We start from the raw sequence: 20,664 nt of genomic DNA on the forward strand, positions 1-20,664 counted from the left end.
GTCGGTATGTGTATGGAGGCGGCTCTGTGGCGGAAACTACATACTATGGCATAGCTTTTATAGTCACCGTGGCTGTTAGCCTGACACTAGCGGCGGTGGCCTGGCGCAGGCGCTCCGTTCCCGGCAGCACTTATTTTGGCTTAATGATGCTTTCCGTTGGCTGGTGGGCCTTTTCATATGCTATGGTGGCACTCAGTGATAATCCTTCTCTATGGGTACAGCTTTCTACCGTCGGTGACTGTACTATGCCTGTGTTTTTTATGCTCTTTGCGCTGAGCTACTGGCGTCCTGATATACGTATACGTTTGCTTTATCAAATCCTGATATGGCTGATACCTGTGGCGACGATTATTATCACCATGACAAATGGGCTGCACGGTTTTCTATGGAGTGAAATCCCACCCAGTTTGGAGAATACTAATATACTTCTTTTCGAGCACGGGCCATGGTTCTATGTAACGATGATTTACGGTTTCCTGGCAATGTGGGTAGGCGTCGTATTCCTGTTCAGGGCTGCGACAAGTCTTTCCAAGATATACCGGCGCCAGGCCATGGTCGTGCTTGTGGCAGCAGTCATCCCCTGGATAGCAAACGCGCTTTTCCTCTTTAATTACAGCCCGGTGTCCGGCCTGAATATAGCTCCCATCATGGCCTCGGTGACAGGCTTGCTTTTGGCTTTTGGTATAGTTAAGTTTCACTTATTCAAGGTACTGCCGATTGCCAAGGAAGTTGTATATAAGCAGATCGAGAACGGCGTGCTGGTTGTGAACAACCAGGGCGTGGTGGTCGATGTAAATCCTGCCGCCCTGAAAATGCTTGGAGGTGAAGTGGAGGCGGGGCGGAGACTGGGAACTGTCATAAAAGAGAAGCTTGGCCTTCGCTTTCCGCTGCCGGCAGAGCATCACAGGACGGAGGCCTGTCTATACGATCGCGATAAGCCTCTCTTTCTCGATGTAGTCACCGCGCCGTTACTTGACCGTCACGGCCAGCTTTCCGGCCATCTGATAATGCTTAATGATGTATCCGAGCTGAGAAGGACTGAGGATGCGCTGCGACAGGGCGAGGAGAAGTATCGTTTCCTCACGGAGAGGATGAACGATATTGTGTGGACCATGGGCCTTGATTTCCGCCCTACCTATACCAGCCCATCCATATTCAAGGTTCTCGGATTTACGCCGGAGGAACGTGCCAGTATAAAAATGCAGGATATGGTAACGCCGCAGTCCTACGAGCATGTCATGAGTGTATTTACAGCTGAGATGGAACGGGAGGGGAAGGAAGGTGTGGACCCCGACAGGATCGTGACTATTGAAGCCGAGTACTATCACAAGAACGGTGGTACAGTATGGCTGGAGCACATGGTCAGCGCTAACAGGGATCAGCAGGGTAAGATCATCGGCTTATACGCTGTTTCGCGTGACATAACCGAGCGTAAGCAGGCAGAGGAAGCGTTGCGATACAGCGAGGAACGCTATCGCCTGCTCGCTGAAAACGCGACTGATTTAATCTGGGCATCAAACATAAACATGAAACTTACCTACATAAGCCCTTCCGTGAGCAGGCTCATAGGTTACACTGTCGAGGAGGCAATGGTCCTCCCGATGGGGAAAGTGTACACCCCGGCTTCAGCTAAAGCAGTAATTGATGTTCTCAAAGAAGAGATGGAAAAGGAGCGAATTGGCCTGGGGGATCCAAAGCGGTCGCGGATGGTTCAGGCGGAGTTGTATCGGAAAGACGGGAGTATAGTCCCTGTTGAAATCATTTTCAGCATCGTACACGATACTGCGGGCAAAAATGTAGGAACACTTGCTATAGCTCGTGATATAACCGAACGTAAGAAAGCTGAAGAAGCTTTGCATCGTCTGGCGGTGATAGTTGAGTCCTCTCACGATGCGATATTGAGCAAGACGCTGGACGGGATTATCACGAGTTGGAATAAAGGAGCGGAAGAGCGCTACGGGTATATGGCCGAGGAGACGATAGGTCGTCACATATCTATGCTGGTTCCTCCCGATCGTGTAAACGAAAGTGCGCAGTTGCTTGAGAAGGTCAGCCGCGGCGAAGCAATAGTAGATTACGAGACCGTGCGCGTGAAAAAAGATGGGCATCAGGTTACGATGTTGCTGACCATTTCTCCTATAAGAGCCGCCTCCGGCAATGTAGTGGGCGCATCGTCTATAGCTCAGGATATCACCGAGCGCAAGCATGCGGAGGAGAGGGTGAGACAGGTGGCGGAGGAATGGCAGACGACGTTTGATTCCATAAGCGATATGGTCTCTATCCAGGACAGAGACTACAAGATTCTGAGGCTTAACAAAGCCTATGCGGATGCCGTCGGGATGAAGGTGGAAGACGTCATCGGGAAGTATTGTCACGCGGTGGTGCACAATGCAGCCTCTCACATAATTAACTGCCCTCATCATCGCACCGTTGAAACAAAGAAACCGATGACCGAGGAGGTTTTTGAACCGAGGCTCGGAGCTTATCTGGAGGTATCTACTTCGCCGATATTCGATAAATCCGGCGAGGTGATAGGTTCCGTCCATATAGCCAAGAATATAAACGAACGCAAGCGGACCGAAAGCCTTATTCGAATACGGCTGTCTTTACTGGAATACGCCGCGACGCATTCCCTTGAAGAGCTGCTTCAGAAAACGCTGGATGAAGTAGGGGATTTGACCGAGAGCCCGATCGGGTTCTATCACTTCGTTGAGAAAGACCAGAAGACGCTTTCGCTGCAGGCCTGGTCGACTCGCACGATAAAGGAGTTCTGCAAGGCGGAGGGAAGGGGGATGCATTACGGCATCGATAAAGCGGGAGTTTGGGTGGACTGCGTGCGCCAGCGGCGGCCTGTCATCCATAACGATTATAATTCCCTGCCGCATAAAAAAGGGTTGCCGGAGGGGCACGCCCCGGTTATCCGGGAGCTTGTTGTGCCTATTATGCGAGACGGGGAAGTTGTTGCCGTTCTGGGTGTTGGCAACAAACCGACGGATTATAACGATATGGATATTGAATCCGTATCATATCTGGCTGATGTAGCATGGGAAATCACCCGTCGCAAGCAAGCGGAAATGGCTGTGGCTGAGGAACGACGGCGGCTTTCGGATATACTAAGAGGCACTAACGTGGGCACGTGGGAATGGAACGTTCAGACCGGTGAGGCTGTATTCAATGAGCGCTGGGCGGAAATTATCGGATATAAATTGGATGAGCTATCGCCTGTAAGTATAGAAACATGGATAAAGTTCGGTCATCCCGATGATTTGAAAAAATCCGGCGAACTGCTGGAAAAACATTTCAAAGGAGAGCTGGATTACTACGAGTTTGAGGCGCGCATGCGACATAAGGATGGACGGTGGGTCTGGGTGCTGGACCGTGGTCGTGTTCACTCATGGACGGATGACGGCAAACCCCTGTGGATGTCGGGCACGCATCAGGACATCACCGAACGCAAACATATAGAGGAAGTGCTCAGCGCATCCGAAGAGAAACTCCGCTTGACGTTTGAGTCTATCGCGGACGGGATAGTAATTATTGATCTTGAAGGAAACGTAGTGGACGTGAACGAAGCAATCGTTCGCATAAGCGGATACCGTAATAAAGGCCAGATTATAGGCAGAGATGCCTTTGATCTGCTTGCGCCTACAGACCGCAGGCTGGCCCTGGAAGATCTTAAGGAGCGTGTTGAAGGACGTCCCAAGGAAAGGGTTGAGTATTCGATTTGTCCCAAGGATGGCAGGGCTTTTGAGGCGGAACTGACCGCTTCGACGTTACGTGACGAGACCGGCAGTCCTATCGGATACATAGCTGTAATCAGGGATATTACCGAGCGTAAGCAGGCCGAGGAGGCGTTGCGTCAGAGTGAACAGAAATTCAAAGACCTGGCCGAGCAATTGCCGCAGACTATCGTTGAGATCGACACGGAAGGCCGATTTACATACGTTAATCGTTATGGATTCGAATCTACGGGCTACAGCGAAGAGGATGTGGAAAAGGGAGTAAAAGCTGTAGATATGTTTGTTCCTGAACAACGAGATATGGCAACGAAAAACATCGGCAGGGTTTTGGCGGGAGAACAGCTGGAAGGCCATGAGTACAAGCTGTTGCGAAAAGACGGCACCGTATATACTGCACTGATATACACGAATACAGTCATGCGCGACGGCAAGCCCTTAGGGGTCAGGGCTATCGTTGTGGACATCAGCGAGCGTAAAAAGATCGAGCAGATGAAGACCGATTTCGTTGCGTTCATCTCCCATCAATTGAGGACTCCTACGGCCGGCCTGATGGGTTATATAGATAATATGCTTGACGGCATTACCGGAGAGCTCAACAGCAAGCAAGCTGAGTACCTCGGGGAAATGCGCGATGTCTGTGCCAGAAATAATCGTCTGATCGCTGATTTGCTGAATATATCAAGGCTCGAGCGCGGGGTGCTGGTAGTGAATATCAGCCCGGTCGCTTTAAGAGACGTGGTTAATACTGCTGTAAAGGAACACCGTAATAGCATTGAAGAGAAGGGTTTGGCTCTGCATATTGTGGAAACCGATCGGGACATAGTCGTACTTGCGGATACCGACAAGATTGTTGAGGTTTTGAAGAATATTATCCATAATGCTACCAAGTTTACAAAAGAGGGCTCTATCGATATTGAAATCTCGTCGAAAGGCAATGATGGTATTGTACGAATTACGGATTCCGGCGTCGGAATGAGTGAGGAGGTTGTGAAGGACCTGTTTAAGAAGGAAAAGGTGTTCGGTGGCGCTGTTGCTGTAGGAGGGGGTGCCGGGTTGGGTCTGTATATAGCTAAGGGCTTTATGAAACTGCAGGGCGGCGATATTATGGTAGAATCAGTCGCAGGCAAGGGCAGCACTTTCACTGTAAGTATTCCTAAAAAATAATAAGCTGGTCCTGCAGATACTAAGGAGGTAGGATATGTCTACAGCTAGCAAGGGGAAAATACTTATTATTGAGGACGACGCTTCTTTCAGGCGGGTTTACCACGATATGCTTGAAACGGCGGGATATAATGTACTGGTGGCTGATAATGGCGAGATGGGTTGGGATTTAGCGAAAACAGAGAAGCCTAATCTGATAATTCTGGACCTGGTCCTGCCCGGTCTTCACGGCTTTGAGGTGCTTAAAAATATTCGTGGTGATAAAGAGACGATGGATATACCGGTTCTAATCACGACGGCTCTTGGAGAGCAGGCTGACATAAAGAAAGGGATTGAGCTTGGCGCCACTGATTATATGGTCAAGGGATTCTTCACGCCCAGGGAGATACTGGCCAAGATTCGCTCGGTTTTTACGCAGGCCGAGATGAGAAAGAGTGTGGTTTCTTATAAGCTGTCAGTCAAGGAGGGAAGGGCGGATGCGGCGAAGTTGCAGTCAGATATTGGGATGACCAATTTATTTACCTGTCCGCAGTGTCACGAAGAGCTACTCTTGGATCTCATCCCGGACTATACAAGGACGGACAGCCACTGGTTCTTATCTCACTTCGTATGCCCGAAGTGCCAGAGAGCCTTTTGATTTAGATTTCGATGGAAGATCGTAGTATCGGAGTGATAAGATTGTTTGAGTAGCGGCATGCAATTCAGGGGGATATGAGCAAAAATGATCTGGTTAAGAAGAGCGTTTACCCTGCCATTGATTCTTCTATTCTTTGTATTGCTGGTTGCGGCGGTTACCGTCACGGCTGTCAATAACACGGTAGCGAATTCTGAGTTCTACAATGACCAAATGGTCAAGGCCGACATGTACAACTATGTCTACGACAGTGTCCTGCCCGCGGCCCTTGATGAGGTTAACACCGGAGAGGGCTCGGACGCACCGATAGATATAGCCAACTTCGAGGCCGAGATTCTGGCTACGGCCGAGCAGGTGCTCCCTCCGTGGTGGCTGCAGCAACAGTTTGAGGAGGCCACCCGTGTCCTTGTGCCTTACTTTGTCGATGACACCGCCGGTTTCAGCTATACGCTGGTGGTGAAGGACCGCGTGGAGGATGCGGGCCAGGCGATAAAAACCCAGATACTCCGTAGCGACGCGTTCGTTGAAGTATATGAAGATCTTATGGCGTTCATGTCGGAGCAGTTGTACCCGACTCTGCCGGAACTGCCTCCTTCCGTCGTCATAACTCAGACGGACGTCGAGAATGCTCTGAAGGATGCGGTCACGCTGCCGTGGCTGGTTGAGCAGCTTGAGACCGCAATCGATGAGGTTATCCCGTATCTCACCGGCGACCAGAACCATTTCATCGTCAACATCCCGCTCCAGGAAGCGGTGACCGATGATGTGCTGCTGGACCTGCTAGGGCCGGGGAACGAAGCGTATCTTAATGACGCGCGTGATTGGATCGGTGATGGCTGGAGCTTCACTGATGCCGATATGCGCGATGAGCTGGACGCGGATGCCGAGGAGAAGCTCGACGATGCCCGCGGTTACATTCATGACGGCTATGTGTTCGATCAGGACGATCTGCGCAACGCCATGTTCGATAATTCGCAGGACGCTCAGGATTTCGATGACGCGCGTCACTGGATAAGTGTGGGCAGGTCTCTGCTGTGGGTGCTGTGGCTGGTGCCGTTCCTGCTGCTTATCGGTATCGGTTTCCTGGGCGGGCGCGGCTGGAAGACCCGTGCGGCGGGACCGCTCGTTATCCTGTTCTTCGTGTCGCTTATTCTGTTCTTGGGGGTGATGCTGACCTGGGGGCAGTGGGGCGAGGCGGAGATGCGGAGCGCTATAGATACCTCCGGATATCAAGGCGTTGAGGCGGTGATGTTAGAAAAAGCCGAGGAGGTTGCCATCAACGCTGCTGACAGCTTTGTGGGCAACATGCAGGATATGTACATGTATTTGCTGATCGCGTCCGGCGTGGGACTGGCGGCTGTCGGCGTATGGTGGTTGGTAAGCTCTCGATCCAGGGAGGATGCGTCCTGACCGGCTATTTGCCCGACTTTCGTGATATCCTGCGCGTTCCTCCCATCCTCTTGAACTCCGATTCAAGTATGCGCTTGAGCTGCGGCATGGTGTAGGTCATCACCTCGCCGCTGATCTCGTCACGCATGTACACTTTCGTTAAGCCTGCGTTAAGTATTTCCTTCATACACAGGGCGCACGGGCGGTTGGTCTGCCGCATCTTCTTAGGGCTCTCCGTGTAGGCGGCTCCGATAAGTTCGCTGGAGATGTACATGTCGCCGTCCATCACGTTGGCGCCGGTGCGCGCCGCGTTGATGATGGCGTTTTGCTCGGCGTGGACGCTGCGGCACAGTTCGTATCGCTCGCCCGAAGGCGTCCCCATCTCGATGCGGATACAGGTGCCCAAATCGATGCAGTTCTCGGTGTCTCGCGGCGAGCCGACGTAGCCTGAACTGACCTCCGCGTCGTTCTTGATTATCACCGCCCCGACTTTCCTTCTCAGGCAGGTGCTGCGCTCCGCGGCGACTTTAGCTCTGTTAAGGTAGTGTTCTGTCTTGCCCGGTCTCTCTCTCTTTAGATTCTTCACGTCTGCCCCTCTTCAATAATATCGCGTAAAATCAATTCTAATTATAACCCGGCAGACCGAATCTGTCCCTGACCCGGCCGAAGTCCTCTTTAGACGGCCGCGGCAGGCTGGTGAACGGCATACCCGAGCTGTTCTTGAGGTCGACGGCCATCTCAGCGGTCTTGAGCGCCACGAGCTGTGCGTCGAGGATAGGGATGTTCCTGTCGCCGACACGTATACTGTGCAGACCGGCCTGGCTGCAGAACGGGCCGATGCCGCAGCATCCGATGATGACCACATCGGCACCGTCGGCTACCATCTCCCGCGCCCGCTCGGCCACGCCGTCGGCGGCGAATTTTGGGTCGGCGAAGCTCTTGCTCCACGTGTCGGCGAATTCATGTATGTCCGGCCGGATGCCGTTCGGGATCAGCCGCTCGGTCAGACCGTGGTAGCGCACCTGTTCCCAATGGTCGGCAGGCAGCCCCGGCAGGTTGGCGCATACGATGCCGAACCTGCGGCCCATCTGGCAGGCGAGCATCATCGTAGATTCCGCCGGACCAATGACGGGTATATCGACGGCGGCTCGTGCTTGATCCACGCCGGTATCTCCGAAACAGCCGAGCGCAACTGCATCGAAGCCTTCACGTTCCGCTTGTATGATGGTCTCAACTATGCTGGCGGAGTTTAGGAAGGAGTAGTAATGATTGACGAAATCATTTGGATCGGCAAGACCCACCTCGAGGGGCCGCATGACAACCTCGGTGTCCGGCCTCAGCGCCTTCATGGAGCCCTTCTTAATCACGTCGAACAGGATTTCGTTGAAGCCGGGGACCGACTGTGCAACCGCCACTAAGCATATTCTCATTTTTCACTCCTCCTTATGGCATTCACCGATGGGGCCGTTTATGGTATTTTTACTCGACGGGATCGAAGGCCTTCTTCGTTGCGCCGCAGACGGGACACTTATCCGGCGCCTCTCCCTCCACGGTATATCCGCAGACCCTGCAGACATGGAAGGTCTCTCCATCCTGGCCCTTTTCTTTATCGAGCGCCGCCAGGGCCGCTTCGAACAGTCCGTGGTGTATCTTTTCCACCTTGTTGGCGATATCGAAGCTGTGTTTGGCCTTTGCCTGTTCCTCGGATTCCGCCTGCTTTATGAACTGCGGGTACATCTCGGTGAACTCGTGCAGCTCGCCAGCCACAGCGACCTTCAGGTTTTCGGCGGTCGAGCCGATGACCTGCATTTCTCGCAGGTGATTTCTGGCGTGAACGGTCTCGGCCGCGGCCGCGGCGCGGAACAGCCTCGCCACGCGCTTATATCCCTCCTGCTCGGCTTTCTCGGCGAAGAACAGGTACTTGCGGTTGGCCTGGCTCTCCCCGGCGAACGCTTCTTTTAGATTCTTAATAGTGTTTGACATGTATCTCTCCTTTATCGATTCTTTCAGGATGTCCGAATGTTATTCTGCGGTCACAACTCGTTCTCTGTATGCGACTTTTATCTCAAATCGCGCCGGTGACTATCGCAACCTTGCCGGTACGGTCGTATTCTTTCAACATATCGGGTTCCCTCCGTCGATTTTGTGGTGGTTAATCACGTATAACCCATTAGACGGCCTCATGTCAATAGCCTTTTGTTATCGAGATCCTGAAAACATCAGTTTATGATTGTCGATGATTCATCAACTGCACCATTGTCTATACAATAATCCGTATTCTCTTTACCCCGAGTTTACTTCCAACTATATAGAATGCATATATGCTTTTAGGTTCCAAAAAGGTATTAAATTTCTGTGAAACAGTATAAAATGAGAGGTGGAATATTCTTTTAAGAAGGAGAAGGGACTGAAGCGAGGGGCGCGCTTTCGATTATCGGCGGTAAAGGATATCACCCACGGATTTTCAGGGCGGGCGTTTGATGCGGGGAAAAGGAAACACAGTATTAGAAACGTATTGATATACTCGGTTCACGGCGTTATACTTCCTCAAGGAAATTCAGAGGGCACCTCATAAATTTATGCGTAAATATAAATTGCCATCACTAATAATCGGCGGTTTGGAGATCAATCCTCCCTTCATTCAGGGTGGAATGGGGGTAAGGGTCTCCAAGGCCAACCTGGCCGCCGCCGTGGCCAAAGAGGGCTGTGTGGGGGTCATCTCCACCGTCGGGCTGGGGGATTTTGAGAATCGTCCCGGGTCGGAATTTGTTAAGGTTAATGAAGAAGCGCTGCGAAACGAGATAAGAAAATCCAAAAAGATGACCGATGGCGTTATCGGCGTGAACGTGTTGCACGCGCTTTCCAACTATGAGAACCTGGTCAAGACCGCCGCGGAAGAGGGGACGGACATGATAATCTGTGGGGCGGGGCTGCCCCTCGATATGCCGCTTATTGCCGCCGGACACGCGAGCAAACTGGTGCCTATCGTATCTTCGGCGAGGGCGTTCAGCATCATCTGCAGGAAGTGGAAACAGTACAACAAGAAGCCGGACGCCGTTGTTGTGGAGGGGGCCAAGGCCGGCGGCCATCTGGGGTTCGATTATGATGAACTGGTGAGCGGAAAAGCTCGCGATCTCGATGAGATACTTGCCGAGGTAATCGAGGTGGCAAATTCATTCGACCACCCCATACCGGTAATTGCCGCGGGCGGCATATTCGACGGCAAGGATATCGCGCGCGTTCTTAGCTTGGGGGCCTCCGGCGTTCAGATGGCTACCCGGTTTGTTTGTACGGACGAATGCGATGTGCACCCCAATTTCAAGATGGCCTATATCAATTCCAAGAAGGAAGATATCACTATAATCAAAAGCCCGGTGGGAATGCCCGGCCGGGTTATCAATAACGCCTTCGTTGAGAAGATCAAGCGGGGAGAGACGGTGCCTTTCAAATGCGCCTACAGGTGTTTGAAGAGCTGCGATCCGCGGACGGCTCCGTATTGCATCGCCAAGGTGCTGCTGCGTGCGGCGGAGGGTCATCTTGAGGATGCCTTCGCCTTCGCCGGAGAGAACGCCTATAGATGCAAAGAGATCGTCTCCGTGAAAAAGCTTATCAATGAACTGGCCGAAGAAGCCGCCTATTACCTGAATAAAATGAGACCCGCTCAGGGTCTGGCCTAGCAAATATCCTCACATTGCGATTTGATCGCTGTGTTCGCTGCTATTAATGTTTGTTATAAATTGGGAGCCCCTGAGTTTATTAAGCCCAGGGGCTCCTTCATTTTTCTTACAACTCACCGAGTTCTTTTATTCATTGAGTGATAGTTACTTCAATATAATCCGTCCATATGCCACAGTTGCCGGGGAGGCCGCTCCTCTGTGAGCTGGCAAGGACATACAGGTTTCCGGTTGCATCGATGTAGTCCGAGCAATCGCCGGCGATGTTATCGATCCAGGTCACGTCGCTGGTTGTATTTTGCTGATTATGAAGCTGTTCCCACGCGCCGCTTGAGGGGTTCCATATCTTGAGAGTAGTATAGTAAATCGTCTCGCCTGTAGTGCCATGTCCCTCCCACTTGAGGCCGATGTTGGTAATGGATGATGAGTTCTCTGTGATGTTAAACTTGAAAAGCTCGCAGTTCCTATCAAATGAGCAACATCCCAGGTCATGAGAGATGTCCGATTTCCACCGCGAATCATCGGAGGCGGCGAGCGCGGAGTAGGCGGATGAGCCGCCCGCGGCATAGCCGTATGAATTGGCAAAATCAGCCGGGCTGACAGGATGGCCGCTGTTCCAGTCTATCATGTGCACATGTCCCTCCCAGCACCACTTATTAGTGTCTCCGCCGCTGGAGAAGGTATATGTCGTTGTTAATGGAGACGACGGAGTATGCGCGGCATTTGCGTTCAATGCTATGTAATCGGTGAATATCCCCTCGGTGTCCTCGGTCAGTCCTCGCCCGTCATCGTCTGCTGTAACAAGTATGCTAACGTTGCCCGTGCCGGCTTCGATAAAGTCCGCTGCGTTAGTTGTTATACCGCGGTCATATGTCTGGAAGGTCTTGCTGCCCGGGCTGGTCACATCGACGAGCGTACACCACGAGCCTGTCTGGTAATTCCATATCTTGAGCCTGGTATGGTATATCAGGTCGCCGTTGCCGCCATGTCCCGTCCACGTGATCGAGAGGTTTGAGATACTGGATCTATCCTGGGTTATCTTATATACGAAGAGTTGAGACTGCTCCCATGGTACCGGTAGAGATTGATAACCAGTATGCCGCCAGTAGCTGGAATCATCGGTATTGATCCAGGAGTAAATAGAATCGTTTGCAGTTTCAAGCGGATACGAATAACTGCCGAAAAAGTCGGCCGGAGTTGTGGGATGTCCGCATGTAGACCACTCGAGGAAGCCCCAGGTCCTTCCCCATGCCGTTAACTGCGGCTTGATTATAAATGTGGCCGATGCCGTTGCGACATTGCCGGAGCTGTCGGTGACTATTACAGTCAGGGTATGTCCCCCTAACTCCAGAACGCTCGGGTCGATGCTATCACCATCAATGGCGTCACCATCGAGCGTGGTTACTACATCCGGTGTCTGATCGCAGGTATCGACGGCCGTGTAGGTTATAGCTATCGGCCCCTGGGTGTTGATGTAGATGCGGCTGTCCTCCGGCGAAGCAATGCTCACCTCGGGCGATATCGTATCTGTTACGGCAACAGACATAGTGTAGGTACCGATGCCGCCGTCGTCGTCGGTTACTGTCAGCGTAACGGTGTAAACGCCGGGATCGCAGTATGTATGCGTGGGAGATAATGTGCCCGAGGCTGTAGCCCCGTCTCCAAAGTCCCAGTTGACGGTATGCGTATCCGGGATGCCGGGATCGGTGAAGCTTCCGCTGAAAGCTACCTCGGTGACGCAGCACTCTGCATTCTGATCCGGGCCCGCCTCTGCTATCGGCGCGACATTGTTAATAGTCACTGTCGTTGTAGCGAAACCGGTCGCACCCTCATCATCGGTTACTTTCAGGCCGATGTTGCCGCTGTAATCATCTGGCCAGGTGTTCTGTATTATCGCTCCTTGAGCATCGGAGAAGTCGCCGTCGTCGTCGAGGTCCCATTCATAGCTTACGATCGTTCCGTCGGGATCGTATGAAGCGGAACCGTCGAAGGTTATCGCCGCGCCCTCGTCTCCCGTGTACGGGCCGGCTGGATTTGCGATGGGCGCGGCGTTGACGTGAACGGTTATGGTATCGCTGCCGACTCCGCCGTCATCGTCGGTGACGGTTAGAGTTACCGTATAATCACCGCCGGAGGTGTATGTGTGAGTCGGAGTCAGAGTACCTGTTACTATCGGAGTTCCGTCGCCGAAGTTCCATTCTATGGTATGAGTATCGCCCGTTCCCGGGTCGGTGAAGCCGCCGCTGAAGCTTACGGGCGAACCTGATAGCACGTACTCCACATTCGCGCCCGCGTCGACCGTCGGCGCGACGTTATTAACGGTCACGGTCGTCGCGGCCGCAGTAGCCTCACCGGCATCATCGGTCACCCTGAGTCCGACGATGCCGCTGTAGTCGTCGTTCCACGTGAACGACGGCGTCGCGCCTGTAGCGTCATCGTATTCGCCGTCGTTATCAAGGTCCCATTCATAGCTTACGATCATTCCGTCGGTATCGTACGAGGCGGAGCCGTTGAAGGTGATCGGAGAGCCTTCATTGCCTGTGTACGGCCCGCCGGGATTGGAAACCGGCGGCACGTTGACGTTAATAGCCGCGGTATCGGTTCCTATGCCTCCATCGTCATCGGTCACTGTTAACGTTACTATATAGTCACCGCCCGAAGCATAGGCGTGAGACGGCGTTAATGTTCCCATTACCACAGGCGTTTCGTCGCCAAAGTCCCATGCGATGGTATGGGTATCGAGCCAACCGGGATCGGTGAAGCTGCCGTTGAAGTTGATGATTGAACCTATGGGCACATCCTCCATGTCCGGTCCCGCGTTTACTATAGGAGCGACATTGGCTATTGTCGCGGTGGTTGCGGCGGTACTGACTGCGCCATTATTATCGGTGACGGTAAGTGTGACCGTGTATGTACCGTTGTCTCCATATACATGAGTCGGAGTTGCATTGCCCGCGACCAGCGGGGTGCCGTCGCCGAAATTCCAACTGTAGATAGTTATAATCCCGTCAGGGTCGTAGGACGTGCTGCCGTTAAACGCAATTACAGAGCCTTCATTTCCGGCGTAAGGTCCTCCGGTGTCGGGGACTGGCGCATTGTTTACGTGAACGGTAAGCGTATCAGTGCCGATGCCGCCGTCATCATCCGTGACGGTCAACGTTACTGTGTAGCCCCCGTCGGAAGAGTATGTATGAGACGGCGTCAGCGTACCGGTGACCGTAGATGTGCCGTCGCCGAAATCCCATGCGATGGTATGGGTATCGAGCCATCCCGGGTCGGTGAAGCTGCCATTGAATCTCACGCTTGAGCCGATGAGCACGCTTGCTACATCCGGCCCCGCGTTCACCGCAGGCGCGACATTGGCTATTGTCGTAGTGGTTGCAACAGTGCCGGTTGCGCCGTTATTATCGGTGACAGTGAGCGTGACTGTGTATGTGCCGTTGTCACCATATGCATGAGTTGGCGCAGGCCCTGTCCCTGTTGATGAGCCGTCTCCGAAGTCCAATTCGTAGCTTACGATTGTTCCGTCGGGATCGTATGAAGTGGAGCCGTTGAATGTGATCGGCGAACCTTCATCAGCCGTGTATGGCCCGCCGGGATTGGCAACCGGCGGCACATTCACATTAATAGCTACGGTATCGGTTCCCGTGCCACCGTCGTCGTCGGTTACCGTTAGCGTTACCGTATAGTCGCCACCAACACTATATACGTGAGATGGTGTAAGCGTGTCTGTGACTGTAGCTGTACCATCCCCGAAGTCCCATGCGATAGTATGGGTATCTAAAGTTCCCGGGTCGGTGAAACTGCCGTTGAAGCTTACGCTTGAGCCAATGAGCACACTTGCTATATCAGGTCCCGCATTGACTGTAGGCGCGACATTGCTTATATCGGATGTCGTTACTGATGTGTTTGTTAATCCATAGTCATCTGTGACAATGAGAGTCACATTATATGTACCATTATCTATGTATGTGTGAGTTGGAATGGCAGTACCTGTAATTGACGATGAGCCGTCTCCGAAGTCCCATTCATAGCTGATAATTGTGCTATCGAGATCATATGAGCTGCTGCCGTTAAAGATTATTGAAGATCCTTCATTTCCAGTGTACGGGCCTCCGGCATCAGCTACTGGCAGCCTGTTCATGATTTCAAATGGTCGGCTATCATAGAAAGGCAGGTAGTCCATATCGCCATCAAAGCCATATTCGATATAGTAGAACTCGCTTGGGGTTTGATTGAGCGTTAGGGAAGCAGTTGCTACACCGTTGGAATCGGTTACGGCCGACGCCGATTGATTTCCAATCGTGAAGTTGACGGTTTTCTCCAGTATGGGACTTCCTACCTCTGTAGTCAGGACAGCGTTTACACCGACAGAGTCAAACCTGTAGCCGCTTGTATCGCCGCTGTAATTCAGTGTTGTTGTTATTCTTTGTTTGTATTCATACGTATATGGCTCTGCAGGGATGTTTTCGATAGAGACATTCTCCGCTAGCACGATAGTAGTAAATCCCCTATTATCCTCATTCTGAGACGTGATCAGCGTGTAAATGTCCGAGGGGCTTGCGTTCGGTGCTGCTATAACCTGGATCGAATAGTTGCCTGTTTTTCTATCCTTTATCAGGACCGAGTCATCCAGTACTCCATCTCCATCATTATCTTCTTCGCTATATATCGCGCCGGGTATTTGATTTATTTCTTTGCTTATAGTAAGACCATCCGGATCGGTGATGATCATGTCAACGGGGCAATCTGTGTTAAATATTTGATCCCAGAAAGATATTATCTGAGTCCAATCAATTGAGCCAGGGGTACTGATTTGAACTATCCTTGCGTTAGGAAGCCCCTTATTTTCACTTGTTTGCACAGCTTGAAAGCCGAACGGGGTCTCCTTGTCCCAATCCGTAAAAGTTATGCCTGTGTTTACTCCATGTAAGTGACCATAGAACTGGAATGCTACACTATTATTTCTAGGATTGTAATCAGGTTGATTGAGGAAGGTGGCCATTGTCTTTAAGTCTTCATTGCTGAATCCGTACCCATAGTATTGATACATAGGGTGATGCGAGAGCAATATTACATCTCTATAAAGTGGGATGTGTATTGGATAGAAATAAATGTCAAATTGGGTCTTGAACCAAGGCCAGGTAGCTTTTACAGAGGAGTCGATGTAATCTACAAAATCATTCAGCTTTGCTTGCGATGATACGCCTGGATTATTTAACGGAGCCTGATCTCTGTCGTTAAAGTCCGATCCGATGAAATGATATCCCCTGTAATCGAAGGCCAGATTTGTGAAACACCACTTCGGACCGCTTGCGGTTTCCTGAACTGGGTCAGATATAGTCCAATTCCAATTGTAGGTGGAAGATAGATTATTATACTGCGGCCCAATTAACTTCGAATAAATCCAATAATCAACAGCGTTATTATCGGCGTCTATTGGATTTTGTGCCTCTGGAACTCCTGAGGAATAAGGCCATACGTCATGATTACCTATCAAAGGTATCCATGGGACATTGAGGTTACTTAGGATGGATTTTGCTTTAAGGATTTCGGAGGTCTCTGCGCTATCCGTTATATCACCCAGAATCACCACGAATTTGATTTTGTATTGCTCAATATTCTGATTGATTTCATAGACGGTTAGACTTAGTTTATTGGTTATGTTGTTTTCTTCACCCGTATCACCGTCGTCCCAACCAGTTCCGCCATAATTAGTAACTCCACTGAGAATATTACCCGACTCTCCAACATGCAGGTCGGTGATAATCGCAAATGACCAGGGCTCGTAAGTAAAGGTAGCGGTAACTGCCTTATTGCCGTTCATGTTGATGGAGGTAGGGTTGGTGGTGCCTGAGAGAGAACCCGACCAGCTGGAGAAGGTCCAGCCGTCGGCTGGGGTCGCGGTTAACGTTACGGGAGTGCCGATGGTATAGGTATGGGTACCGGGGGCGGGAGTAATCGAGCCGCTACCTACAACTGAAGTAGTAAGTGTGTAATATATTGGGTTTTGAGTAAAGGTAGCGTAGACGGCTTTGTTACTGTTCATGGTTATATACACTGGGTTGGAGGTGCCTGAGGCGGCGCCGGACCAGCCGGCAAAGGACCAGCCTGATGTCGGATGGGCAGTGACCTCTACAACTGTGTTGGCGTCATAGGTACTGCCGGAAGAGGGAGAAACCCACCCGCTGCCCGACGATACGCCTGTAGTCAAGGTGTAAGTAGGCGGGGCGCTTTCCGTAGTGAAGGTACGTGTTGAATAAGACCATGTTGAAGATGTAGAGGAACCGCAGTTATGGACCGCTTCAACTCTCCAGTAGTAGAGCGTGCCATAAGCTAGCGATGGATAGAGTTCGCTGTTCCAATACTCTGTACTAGTGTACTTAGAGTCTGGATAAATATGAGTGTCGATATATACATTATAATAACTGACACCAGAAGAATCGGACCAGTCCAGATATGGGTTGATAGTAGTAGGGGCGCCATTGGATGGGCTGGCAAGGTCGAATGCGCCGGGATTGGTGCACGGAGCGGCGCCGGTTTCGAATTCCCATACCGGCCCCCAGACGTAGCTTGAGTCACAGTTCCTGATAGCTTTTATCTGCCAGTAATAGTGGGTGTATTCTGATAATGTATCTAATGAGCAAGAAGCACTTGTTACCGTTGTGTAGTAATAGTAAGAGGGTTGGTAATAAGTACTGAAATAAACCTCATAGGAATCAGCGTTCCCGTACCAGCTGAGATCAGCATTTACGGAGATACCAAGCGCGCTGCTCGACGGACTCGGCGACTGAGGTGTTATAAGGGGAAGACAAGAGATGAAAGTGATAGTGAGCGTGGTACTTGGCATTATGATTATGAACTCATCACCGGATGGTTGGGTGCCGGCAATGTCCCTGCTGCTTCTCAAACATAACTTTGTCCAGACACCTTTTTGCACCCAGGTGGGATTCAGACTAATGTAGTTGTATCCGCTTCCACTGAAACTGCCGGTTCCTAACTGCCCGCCGTTGCCGCTGTAATAGCCTTTGTAGTAGTCATTTAATGATAGAGGCTGCTCAGGATGAGAGGGCATGCCGGTCTGGACTACTATGTTGAAATCCGTTGCTGAGGTATCGTTATTGCCTAACAGACTAATCTGTGCAGAAGTGATGGTAGCGCTAGTGGAAATAGATGATGTGTCATAGTAAAGAAAGTTTCTTTCTACAAAATAGGTTCCATCAATAAGAGCTTGTCCTATCCAGTTTCTTCCTTGAAAGTTGGTGTTTTCATCAGCGGTTGCACGGGACCATACATCCCCATAGGATGAGCCCATGCAATACAGAGATCCGTAATCAGTGCCGCCTATGCTGTCGTCTACAACAACCGGATAGATTGCATCGGCGAACTCAGATGCGTTCACCGTCTTGCCGTTATCGTCAACTATAACCTTAATCGGATTAAGACCGGCATCATATCCGTACGGGTCTCTCAGCCATATGAAGTTGGGAGTTTTATATGCATTGGAGTCGATTCTCACATCGGCACAGGGGTCTTCGTTGAAGATGTAGTTCTCAACCAGCTGCCCCTCAGTTAATCTGAGCTGTCTTATACATACATCGTAATCCCATTCCAGGATGTTGTTCTGATAGTTCTCGTTAGTTGGGTCGATAGCTATCAACTTTGGATTATCGGGAGCTTCGATAACCTGGCCTCCGATATACACTATGGGGTCCCATTGGAACTCCTCTCCGTCTTGGAATGCGGTAACCTGAGACCCGTTGACTATTAAATCAAAAATGTTGGCGCCTGATTGCCAGGTTCCTGTACCCGGATTCCAATGGAATCTTGGATCGATCCTCGTTTGCAGATCAGGCAGATACAGAGGCACAGAACTTATGTTAGCCCGATATTCGTAAACTGTTTGCCCGGTTTCCTCATCTATCGATGAGTTCCCCGTATATTCGGCTTCCGTATACTGATTGAGAACAATTACGCCTGACTCAGGCTCTTCAGCCGCAGCGCTTTGAGGATTTGCCAAGGGAATTGAAACCGCCACGGCTATAGAGCTTACAATCAGAATGAGAGTCAAAACTGCAAACAATAGCCTCTTCATTAAATGCCTCCTTGGGATATTTGCCTGTGATATAAGAGAGATTGCCTTTTTAAAGAAATCACGGGAATACGCCTTGATACCAATTCTCGCTATTGGCTTCGCAATCCTCACCTATGCAGGTAGAATATACGCTACCATTAGTATCAATTGCCCAAATGTAATTGTAATTAGCATTACATCCGCTGCAACCTGCGTCACAGTTATCGTTATCTGAGTTGTTAACGCTGGCGCAGCCATCAGGAACGTAATTAAGATCACCGCCTTTTGAAGTTAGAAGCGCACAGATATCAATGATATGATAATCCGAGTCGTTTATTGTTATAGTACCGTTAATTATGGGCAGTTCTCCATAATTATTATTCATATAAGCTATTACCGCTGATCGTATTTCTCTTCTAGTGGCATAGTAGTTTCCTCCTGGGCTAGGTTTACTAGTTCCTGGTATTGACATCACAATTCCTAAGAAAGCTACTACACAAACAACAGCAAATATCGCAATTAACGTTAAACGTTTTTGATACCATTTTTAAGTTGGTTTTCTTTGTTCTTCACTCATGGCTCATCTTCTTTAAAGCTGCTCATCTTGGTAACCGTTCTGAGACTAAATAGTTACCGTTGTAAAATAAAAAGCTTCTCTCAGTTCAGAGAAAAGCTTACAAATACCCAACCTGTCTTCGGCAGCCCAGCCATCCTTCTTCCTCTATCCCAGGACCTGCGGCTTTGCGCCCCCCGATTCCTCGGGGTTTGCCTTTCTCGAAACCCAATTCACTAATACCTCAATGGGGCATTATAGAATTGTCATAGTGGGTGCTATATTAACATACAGGGTTGTGTGATGTCAACAATAAAATAGGGAGCAACCGTTACCCCGCCTTATGGAGCTCAGGCCTTGAAATGCAGTAAGACTGATTGACAAAGTTCGAACAACGAACTAGTATTTCCTCTATATTAACTACTAATAGCAATACTTCAATAAAGATCCAGTATGCGACTAAAAAGTATATTTGTAATAGTGCTCCTAAGTGTTATTCTGGCTTCTACAATTGCCTGTGAGACAGAAACCTACAGTCTATACACTACGACAGACGGGCAGGGAGTAATATCGCCTTCTTCAGGGACATATGATGATGGAGAAGTAGTTGCAATAACTGCGAGCCCAGCGTCCGGTTGGGAGTTTGATCGCTGGGAGGGATTCTTTAATGGCAGCGAGAATCCGGTTTATATACGAATGAATTCCGATAAGACACTGAATGCTTATTTTACAGAACTCCCGACACCTACTCCAACGGCAACACCCATTCCTACTCAAACGTTTACACCTACCCCAACACCGACCCCTATAGCTACTTCAACCAGTGCACCAACTCCCACTCCGGTTCCATGGAGTCCAGACCTGTGTGGTTCTTATTGCTGTAAGACATTTGAATTTGCCGGAAGCTCTATGGTGATGGCGTGCGGTGTAAGCTGGGAGGATAATGTGTTTGTATATTCCGGGGAGTTTATCTATGAGGATGAGCCTGATAGAGGTTATAGGAATCTCAGAGACCCGTCGTATGCCGAACTTATAGGATTTTTAGCGACTGATAAGACCAATGAGATTACATATAGTTTCCCGGATTTCGTGTGCCTTCAATTCTCGTTGACATTGAGAGAAAACGCGAACAAGCAAGGTTGGCGATGTGCCTTTGTAGAAACAAATTCTGTGCTAATAGGAAGTAGCGGCTATAATTCACATGCTATTTCGGCTTTCAATACTACGGATAGAGGGATCATCTATATTGATCCGCAGACTGACCGTATATGTCTAATTGGAGAGCAAACAACACAGCCTTCTATGTGTTGTGGTGAGAACATAGAAGAATTGTATAACCTTTGCGATATACCTATTGTTAACCAGCCAGGCTATATCTTCCGTATAATCCGTATTTGGTAAGTTGTCATTTATTGTACTCATATCAGTTTGTGCTATAG

General features: G+C 50.4%; 10 protein-coding genes and 1 riboswitch. Of the genes, 5 read left to right on the plus strand and 5 right to left on the minus strand.

Going from position 1 to position 20,664, the window contains the following annotated elements; translation table 11 throughout:
- Positions 1-26 precede the first annotated feature (26 nt).
- From WC562_07930 to WC562_07940, 3 genes are all read left to right on the plus strand, one after another.
- On the plus strand, positions 27-4,904 hold the full coding sequence (locus WC562_07930) for a PAS domain S-box protein (protein MFA5056082.1): 4,878 nt from the start codon (positions 27-29) through the stop codon (positions 4,902-4,904).
- A gap of 34 nt (positions 4,905-4,938) precedes the next feature.
- On the plus strand, positions 4,939-5,538 hold the full coding sequence (locus WC562_07935; protein MFA5056083.1) for a response regulator: 600 nt from the start codon (positions 4,939-4,941) through the stop codon (positions 5,536-5,538).
- A gap of 84 nt (positions 5,539-5,622) precedes the next feature.
- Positions 5,623-6,945, plus strand: a complete 1,323-nt coding sequence (locus tag WC562_07940) for a hypothetical protein (protein MFA5056084.1) — start codon at positions 5,623-5,625, stop codon at positions 6,943-6,945.
- A 4-nt stretch (positions 6,946-6,949) separates the two neighbouring features.
- Here WC562_07940 and WC562_07945 read toward each other — a convergent pair whose 3' ends face one another.
- The 3 genes from WC562_07945 to WC562_07955 are packed head-to-tail and all read right to left on the minus strand — an operon-like array spanning position 6,950 to position 8,907.
- A complete protein-coding gene (locus WC562_07945) occupies positions 6,950-7,510 on the minus strand; it encodes a dCMP deaminase family protein (protein ID MFA5056085.1) in 561 nt (186 codons plus the stop codon).
- Positions 7,511-7,547: 37 nt separating this feature from the next.
- Positions 7,548-8,354, minus strand: coding sequence for an aspartate/glutamate racemase family protein (locus tag WC562_07950; protein MFA5056086.1), 807 nt, complete (start codon positions 8,352-8,354; stop codon positions 7,548-7,550).
- A gap of 49 nt (positions 8,355-8,403) precedes the next feature.
- A complete protein-coding gene (locus tag WC562_07955; protein ID MFA5056087.1) occupies positions 8,404-8,907 on the minus strand; it encodes a rubrerythrin family protein in 504 nt (167 codons plus the stop codon).
- Positions 8,908-9,503: 596 nt separating this feature from the next.
- Here WC562_07955 and WC562_07960 point away from each other — a divergent pair.
- Complete coding sequence (locus WC562_07960; protein ID MFA5056088.1) at positions 9,504-10,601, plus strand: nitronate monooxygenase family protein; 1,098 nt, start codon at positions 9,504-9,506, stop codon at positions 10,599-10,601.
- Positions 10,602-10,731: 130 nt separating this feature from the next.
- On the opposite strand, the gene WC562_07965 is transcribed toward WC562_07960, so the two are convergent.
- Together WC562_07965 and WC562_07970 are read right to left on the minus strand one after the other, a co-directional pair.
- Complete coding sequence (locus tag WC562_07965) at positions 10,732-18,693, minus strand: PKD domain-containing protein (GenBank protein MFA5056089.1); 7,962 nt, start codon at positions 18,691-18,693, stop codon at positions 10,732-10,734.
- A gap of 58 nt (positions 18,694-18,751) precedes the next feature.
- Positions 18,752-19,144 (minus strand): hypothetical protein, encoded by a 393-nt coding sequence (locus tag WC562_07970; GenBank protein ID MFA5056090.1) that lies wholly within the window; start codon positions 19,142-19,144, stop codon positions 18,752-18,754.
- Between the two features lie 222 nt (positions 19,145-19,366).
- A riboswitch (cyclic di-GMP riboswitch) is annotated at positions 19,367-19,452 on the minus strand.
- A 226-nt stretch (positions 19,453-19,678) separates the two neighbouring features.
- Here WC562_07970 and WC562_07975 point away from each other — a divergent pair.
- Positions 19,679-20,626 (plus strand): hypothetical protein, encoded by a 948-nt coding sequence (locus WC562_07975; protein MFA5056091.1) that lies wholly within the window; start codon positions 19,679-19,681, stop codon positions 20,624-20,626.
- Positions 20,627-20,664 lie beyond the last annotated feature (38 nt).

Source organism: Dehalococcoidia bacterium, from assembly GCA_041649635.1.
In the GTDB taxonomy this organism is placed as follows: domain Bacteria; phylum Chloroflexota; class Dehalococcoidia; order E44-bin15; family E44-bin15; genus JAYEHL01.